Annotated in this window: 5 protein-coding genes and 2 pseudogenes; 6 read left to right on the top strand and 1 reads right to left on the bottom strand. The window is 71.4% G+C overall.

What is annotated here, in order from left to right:
• The 6 genes and pseudogenes from ACY45C_RS10420 to ACY45C_RS10445 form a co-directional block, all read left to right on the top strand.
• Nucleotides 1–898: pseudogene (locus ACY45C_RS10420) on the top strand (4-amino-4-deoxy-L-arabinose transferase); the annotation flags it as partial.
• A 91-nt stretch (nucleotides 899–989) separates the two neighbouring features.
• Nucleotides 990–1799, top strand: coding sequence for a DUF5996 family protein (locus ACY45C_RS10425; protein WP_462187423.1), 810 nt, complete (start codon nucleotides 990–992; stop codon nucleotides 1797–1799).
• Nucleotides 1800–1881: 82 nt separating this feature from the next.
• A complete protein-coding gene (gene pepN / locus ACY45C_RS10430; protein ID WP_462187424.1) occupies nucleotides 1882–4473 on the top strand; it encodes an aminopeptidase N in 2592 nt (863 codons plus the stop codon).
• 149 nt (nucleotides 4474–4622) lie between these two features.
• Nucleotides 4623–5190: pseudogene (locus ACY45C_RS10435) on the top strand (DUF6529 family protein).
• A 22-nt stretch (nucleotides 5191–5212) separates the two neighbouring features.
• A complete protein-coding gene (locus ACY45C_RS10440) occupies nucleotides 5213–5695 on the top strand; it encodes a Rieske (2Fe-2S) protein (protein WP_462187425.1) in 483 nt (160 codons plus the stop codon).
• A gap of 60 nt (nucleotides 5696–5755) precedes the next feature.
• Entirely contained in the window at nucleotides 5756–6301 is a 546-nt protein-coding gene (locus tag ACY45C_RS10445) for an FHA domain-containing protein (protein WP_462187426.1), read from the top strand.
• Nucleotides 6302–6366: 65 nt separating this feature from the next.
• Here the strand turns inward: ACY45C_RS10445 and ACY45C_RS10450 are convergent.
• A partial coding sequence (locus tag ACY45C_RS10450) for a zf-TFIIB domain-containing protein (RefSeq protein WP_462187427.1) occupies nucleotides 6367–6582 on the bottom strand: 216 nt, incomplete at its 5' end.

Consider the following 6582-nt stretch of genomic DNA (forward strand, 5'->3'; position numbering starts at 1 on the left):
GTTCGAGGGGCCCGGCCACGTCTCGCTGGAATGGGCGATCAGATGGCAGCTGTTCGACTGGGCCCCGAGCGGCAGCGTGCTTGACACCGGTAGTGACACCTACCATGTCGTGCGGTCCTGGCTCGATCTCGATCCCTACCTGGTCCTCGCCGGTATTGCGGCCGCGGTTCCCCTGCTCGCCCTGCGGCGGCTGCGGGTCGTCGCCGGACTGCTGCTGCTGCAGTTCGCCTTCGTTTTCCGCAACGGCTACCTGCCCAACCCCTACATCACCGCGATGCTCCCATTCGCCGCGTTGTGCGTGGCAGGGCTGCTCGACGCCGTCCTGCCGAGTGGAGCACAGCCGCGACGCGGTCCGCCGCATCATGCCCGACCGGAGTCGGAGTCGGAGTCGGAGTCGAAGTCAGAGTCGAGGTCGGGGCCGACCGCGGCCACGATCGTCAACGGCCTGCGCTGCCTCGTGGTCCTTGTGGCCCTGTCCGTGGCCGCCGCGACGGTGATCCCGGACTGGACACCGAAGATCCGCACCGCGCTCACCCGGGACGCGAGTGCCCCGAGCCGCGAGGCGACCCGATGGTTTCTCGCGAATATTTCCTCCGAGGGCACCGTCATCACTGACGACATCGCCTGGACCGACCTCACGATCGCCGGGCGCCGGCCGCTGCCAGTGTGGTTCTACAAGCTGGACCTCGACCCTCAGGTGCGCGGCCGGTTCCCCCACGGCTGGCGTGACGTCGACTACCTGATGATGGGCAAGCCTCCCGACTCGGTGCTCGGTGAGATCCCGCTCGTCGCCGAGGCGCTCCGGCACTCGGTGGTCCTCAAGTCGTTCGGCGACGGGGAGATCGAGATTCGCCGGGTCATCGTCCCGGACTGCCGTGGCCGGCCCGACCGGTGCTGAACCGTGACGTCCTCCCCCGGGATGCGTGGAACACCTTCGGTGTTCAGGCTGGCGCTGTCCGCTCCACTTCGTTCGGTTCGGAGGGATCGCCATGGTCGAGATGCTGGCCCCGTTCCCGTTGTCCTGCTGGGCCGAGACCAGGCAGACCGTACACCGTTACCTGCAGGTCGTCGGCAAGATCCGGCTGGCCGCGAGCCCACGGCGCAACCACTGGTGGAATGTGCCGTTCCAGCTGACCGGCCGTGGACTGACGACGCGTCCGATGGGCCAGCTCGACGGAAACCCGATCTTCACCATCGACTTCGACTTCGTCGGTCATGAGCTGGTCGTCCAGCGCCTGGACGGCGAGACGATCTCGTTTCCCCTGGTCGCGCAGTCGGTAGCGTCGTTCTACCGCCGCACCTTCGACGCGCTGGCGGCACTCGGCATCAAGATCCGCCTTGACCATCCGCATCCGTTCGATCTGCTGGACGCGGCACGTCCGTTCAACGAGGACACCGAGCACGCCGCCTATGACCCGGCGGCGGTGGCCCGCTACTGGCAGACGCTCAGCCAGGTCAACCTGCTGTTGGAGGAATTCGCCGCCGGATTCAGCGGCAAGGTCAGCCCGGTCCACCATTTCTGGCACACCTTCGACATCGCCCATACCCGATTCGCCGACCGGCCCGTCGACCAGTCCGCCGAGACCGATCCGGTCACCCGGGAGGCCTATTCGCGGGAGGTGGTCAGCTTCGGAGTCCTCCCGCTCGCGGCCCTCGAACGCAGCCCGGACCGGCGGGCCGGCGTCCTCGGCTTCTACGACAGCGCCTACCGGGCCGGGGCCGGCCGGGCCGGTTGGGACATCGAGCGGTTCGCCTGCCCCCACGGCGTCACCGACCCTGTCCTCGCCCCTGGGCACTGACATCGACGAGCCACCCGGCAAGATCGGAGGGGTGACCGGGTCCGCGCCGGACGGGCGACGAGGCATCCCATAAGTTCGCCGTATGCACAGCCTCACCCGGGACGAAGCCCTCGCCCGTGCCGGCCTGGTCCGCGTTGACGGCTACGAGATCGAGCTCGACCTGACCGCGGCGCGCACGTCGACGGAGTTCGGCTCGACGACCAGGGTGCGCTTCAGCCTCCGTTCCCCCACGGACGGCTCTCTCGCCACGGACGGCTCGTCGGCGGGCGGCGAACCGGCGCTGACGACGTTCGTCGAGCTCAAACCGGCATCCATCCAGCAGCTGTGGCTCAACGGCCAGCCGCTGGACCCCTCCGCCGTCGACGGCAACCGGCTCCCCCTCGCGGCGCTGCACGCGACGAACGAGCTCGTGGTGACGGCCACGATGAGGTACTCGAACACCGGCGAGGGGCTGCACCGGTTCACCGACCCGGAGGACGGCGAGGTCTACCTGTATGCGCAGACCTTCCTCGACGACGCCCAGCGGATGTTCGCCTGCTTCGACCAGCCCGATCTCAAGGCGCCGGTGCGCCTGAGCGTGGCCGCACTCCCCGACTGGACGGTGCGGGCGAACGGCGCCGGGAAGCAGACCTTGCCGGGGCGGTGGGAGTTCACCGAGACGGCCCCCCTGGCGACCTACTTCGTGACGGTGGTCGCGGGGCCGTACCACCTCGTCGAGGACTTCCACGACGGCATCCCGCTCGGGCTGCTCTGCCGCCGCTCGCTCGCGCCGTACCTCGACGCCGACGCGGCGGAGATCTTCGGCATCACCCGGGCCTGCCTGGACCGCTACCACGAGCTGTTCGCGAGCCGGTACCCGTTCGGGACCTACGATCAGGCGTTCGTGCCCGAGTTCAACGCCGGCGCGATGGAAAACCCGGGGTGCGTGACCTTCCGGGACGAGTTTGTGTTCCGCTCGGCGGTGACCGAGGCCGAACGGGAGCTGCGTGCCGTCGTCATCGCCCACGAGATGGCCCACATGTGGTTCGGTGATCTGGTCACCATGCGCTGGTGGGACGACCTGTGGCTGAACGAGTCGTTCGCCGAGTACATGGGCTATCGGGTGACGGCCGAGGCGACGCGGTTCACCGGGGCGTGGACCAGCTTCGCCGTCGGTCGCAAGAGCTGGGGCTACGCCGCCGACCAGCGGCCGTCGACGCACCCGGTGGCCCCGGCCGACGTCCCCGACACCGCGCTCGCCCTGCTGAACTTCGACGGCATCTCCTACGCCAAGGGAGCGTCGGCCCTGCGGCAGCTGGTCGCCTGGGTGGGCGACGACGCCTTCCTGACCGGGCTGCGGGCGTACTTCGCCCAGCACGCCTTCGCCAACGCGTCCCTGGCCGACCTGCTCGCCGCGCTGACCACGGCGAGCGGCCGGGACCTCGCCGGCTGGGCCGAGGTGTGGCTGCGCCATGCACAGGTCAACACGCTGCGCCCCGAGATCACGATCGGTTCCGACGGCCGCCTCGCGCAGGTCACGGTGATCCAGACGGCACCGCCGACGCACCCGACGCTGCGTCCGCACCGCATCGGCATCGGCGTCTACGGCCCGGCAGAGCCGACCGACCCGACCGAGCCGATCGTGCTGCTCCGCCGGGTGGAGGTGGACATCGATCCGGCGGCGCCGGACGGGCGCACCGGGATCGCGTCACTGGTCGGGAGCGAGGCGGGATGCCTGCTGCTGGTCAACGACGGCGACCTGACCTACGCCAAGGTCCGTTTCACCCCGGCCGACCTCGCCGCTTTGCCCACCGTCCTGCCGCGGACGGCCGATCCGCTTGCCAGGGCGATCATCTGGGCGGCCGCGGCCGACGCGACCCGGGACGCCGAATGGCCCGCCGCCGACTATCTGACGCTCGCCGTGGGTGCGCTGCCCCGGGAGACCGAGATCGCTGTCTTCGAGGACGCCCTGCGTTTCGCCCGGGCCACCGCGCTGAACCGCTACCTCGCACCGTCGGCGCGACCGGCGGCCGCGCAGGAGCTCCACGCCGCCTGCGCGCGGGTCCTCGCGGCCGCCGCACCGGGAGGCGGTCATCAGCTCTCCGCCGCCCGCGGGGTCATCGGGTGCAGTGGACCGGCGCAGGCGGGAACACTGGCGGCGTGGCTCGCCGGGGCGGGCGTGCCGGCCGGACTGGTCATCGACCCGGACCTACGCTGGACTCTGCTACACCGGCTGGTCGTACTCGGGCGGGCCGGGGAGGCGGAGATCGCGGCCGAGAGCCGGCATGATCGCAGCGCCCGGGCCGCTGAGCATGCGGCGCGGGCCCGCGCCGCCGTCGCCGATCTCGAGGCGAAGGCCCGGGCCTGGCGGACGATCGTGGACGACGACACGATGTCCGCCCGGCTCGTCGCCGCGACGGCCGAGGGTTTCTGGCAGCCTGAGCAGGCGGATCTCACCGACGGGTACGTCTCCCGCTACTTCGAGCAGATGCCGGCGATGGCGGCCCGGCGATCCCCGCACGCCGCCCGGCAGATCGCCACCTACGCCTATCCGCAGTTCGCCGTGTCCGTGGGGACGGTGCGGGAGGCGGACGCCCTGCTGGCCCGCGATCGTCTCGACCCGCTCCTGCGCCGCGTCGTTGTCGACGCGACCGACGAACTCCGCCGAGCGGTGCGGGCCCGTCTCCGGCCCTGACGCCGGGCCCTGCTCCGGCCCGCCCGTCATCCAAGCCGACGGCATCGTCATCCCACTGACGATGTCATCTCCCCGACGGCTCTGGACGCGCCCGCGTTCTTTCCGGCATAGTTCGCGCAGCAAGGATGTCTCAGGGGACGGGGGGCGGTATGGCAGCCGGCACGGACCGGGCCGAACGGCAGACGAATGCGGGTACGGCATTAGGCGTTGCCTTGTTGGTCGGTGCCGCCGTCGCGGTGTCGACCGGTGTGTACGCGAGGGTTCATGAACCAGCCGGGCGGCCGCTGTTCACCCTCGGTTTCTCCGGCATGCTGCCGATGAAGGCGTGGCTGACGACGGCCGCCGCCGTTCTGCTACTCGTTCAGCTGGCCACGGCACTGTGGATGTGGGGACGGCTGCCCGGCGCGGGCCCGGCGCCGGGCTGGGCCGCTGCACCGATGGAGCGGGACGACCGCGTTCGTCCTCACCCTGCCAGTGGCCTTCCACTGCATCTGGGCGCTGGGCTTTGCCAGCGATGGCACCCGGGTGCTCCTCCACAGCCTCCTGGGCTGCGCCTTTTACGGGGCCTACACGGCAAAGATGATCAGTCTACGGACCAGCGGGTTACCGGGGCGGGTACTGCCCGTGCTCGGCTCGACGGTTCTTGTTCCCCTGGTCACAATCTGGTTGACGGCTTCACTGTGGTTTTTCACCCAGTCCGGTATTCCGCACGTCTGAACAGGATCCCGAGGAAAAAGTCATGACGCAGGAAACACCGACGCGGCGCCTCGTGGCCCCCGGCCTCGCGGTCACCGTCGCCGCGGGTGCCGTCGGGTATGCCGTCGCCAGCTGCAGCGACGCGGCCGATCCGAAGCCACGGCAGGCGACCGCGGGCGGGACCCGCGGGGGTAGCGACGGTTCGGGCGCGGGCAACGGCGGCGGCCAAGCCGGCGGCACGGCGCCCCTCGCCCGGGTCGACGAGGTGCCGGCCGACGGCGGTCTCATCCTCGGCGACGCCGGCCTGGTGCTCACGAGGAACGCCGCCGGCACGATCCAGGGTTTCTCCACCGTCTGCACCCATCAGGGATGCTCGGTGAACGCGATCGAGAAGGGCCGCATCCTCTGCCCGTGCCACGGCAGCGCCTTCGACACCCGCACCGGGGAACCCGTCGCGGGGCCGGCGAAACAGCCGCTGCCGCCGGTCGCTGTCACCGTCCGCGACAACGCCGTCTTCCCCGCCTGACCCCCGCGCCCCGATCGCCCGGATCTCGGCAGGAGCCGGATCCTCTCAGGAGGAGAAACAGTGGACCCGACAGGGCTGCGGATCACCGTCCCGTCCGGCCAGAGCGTGCTGTCCGCCGACCGCAGTCACGTCGTCGGCCGCGGCCGTGACTGCGATGTCGTCATCGCGGACGGCCGGGTGTCCCGGCGTCACGTCCTGCTGGAGCCCCGCGGCGACGCCGGGTGGCTCGCCCAGGACGTCAGTTCCAACGGCATCTGGGTGGACGGCGCCCGGACCGGCAGCGTTGCCCTGACCGACGGCGAGGTGCGGGTGCATCTCGGCGCGGCGAACGGGCCGACGGTCGTCCTGGCCCCGGTCAGTCCTACGCCGCGGCGCCCGCCCGCCGCGCCCGACGACCCGGACGTCGGGGCCCTGGCGACCGTGCTGGCCGGCCAGGGCGGCCGCATCGATCCCAGCCCCGTCCCGGCGGCGGCGGGCTCCGCCCAGGTCCCGGCTCGGCGTCACGCCGGCCACTCGCCCGTGGCGAGCTGGCTGCGCGCCCTGCCCACCTTCGTGTGGCTCGCCGCGGTTGGCTTCACCCTCGGCGCGTTGCTCGCGCTGTCCTGAGCGCCGCCCGAGGGCCGGCCCCGCCCCGGAGTTGACGTCGGGTTGACGGCCGGCCGGAGCGCGGGTCAGGAGGAAAACAGCAGCCGGGCGAGGCCGCCGTGCTTGTGGTGGCGCCCATGCCCGCCGTGCCCGTAGGGAGTCCCCCAGGCGGGCTGGGCATAGTGCCCCGGCTGGGCGTGGGGCGCAGCCGGGGGTGGCGGCGGGGGCTGGGACCACTGCGCCTCGAGCCGGGTGATGGCCTCCAGCTCGCCGTAGTCGAGGAAGATGCCCCGGCATCCGTC

It is taken from the genome of Frankia sp. CcWB2 (genome assembly GCF_977927585.1).

Excerpts from the sequence above, each read along its gene's own strand:
- ACY45C_RS10425 (WP_462187423.1), top strand. The coding sequence starts at position 990 with ATGGTCGAGATGCTGGCCCCGTTCCCGTTGTCCTGCTGGGCCGAGACC.
- ACY45C_RS10440 (WP_462187425.1), top strand. The coding sequence starts at position 5,213 with ATGACGCAGGAAACACCGACGCGGCGCCTCGTGGCCCCCGGCCTCGCG.
- pepN (WP_462187424.1), top strand. The coding sequence starts at position 1,882 with ATGCACAGCCTCACCCGGGACGAAGCCCTCGCCCGTGCCGGCCTGGTC.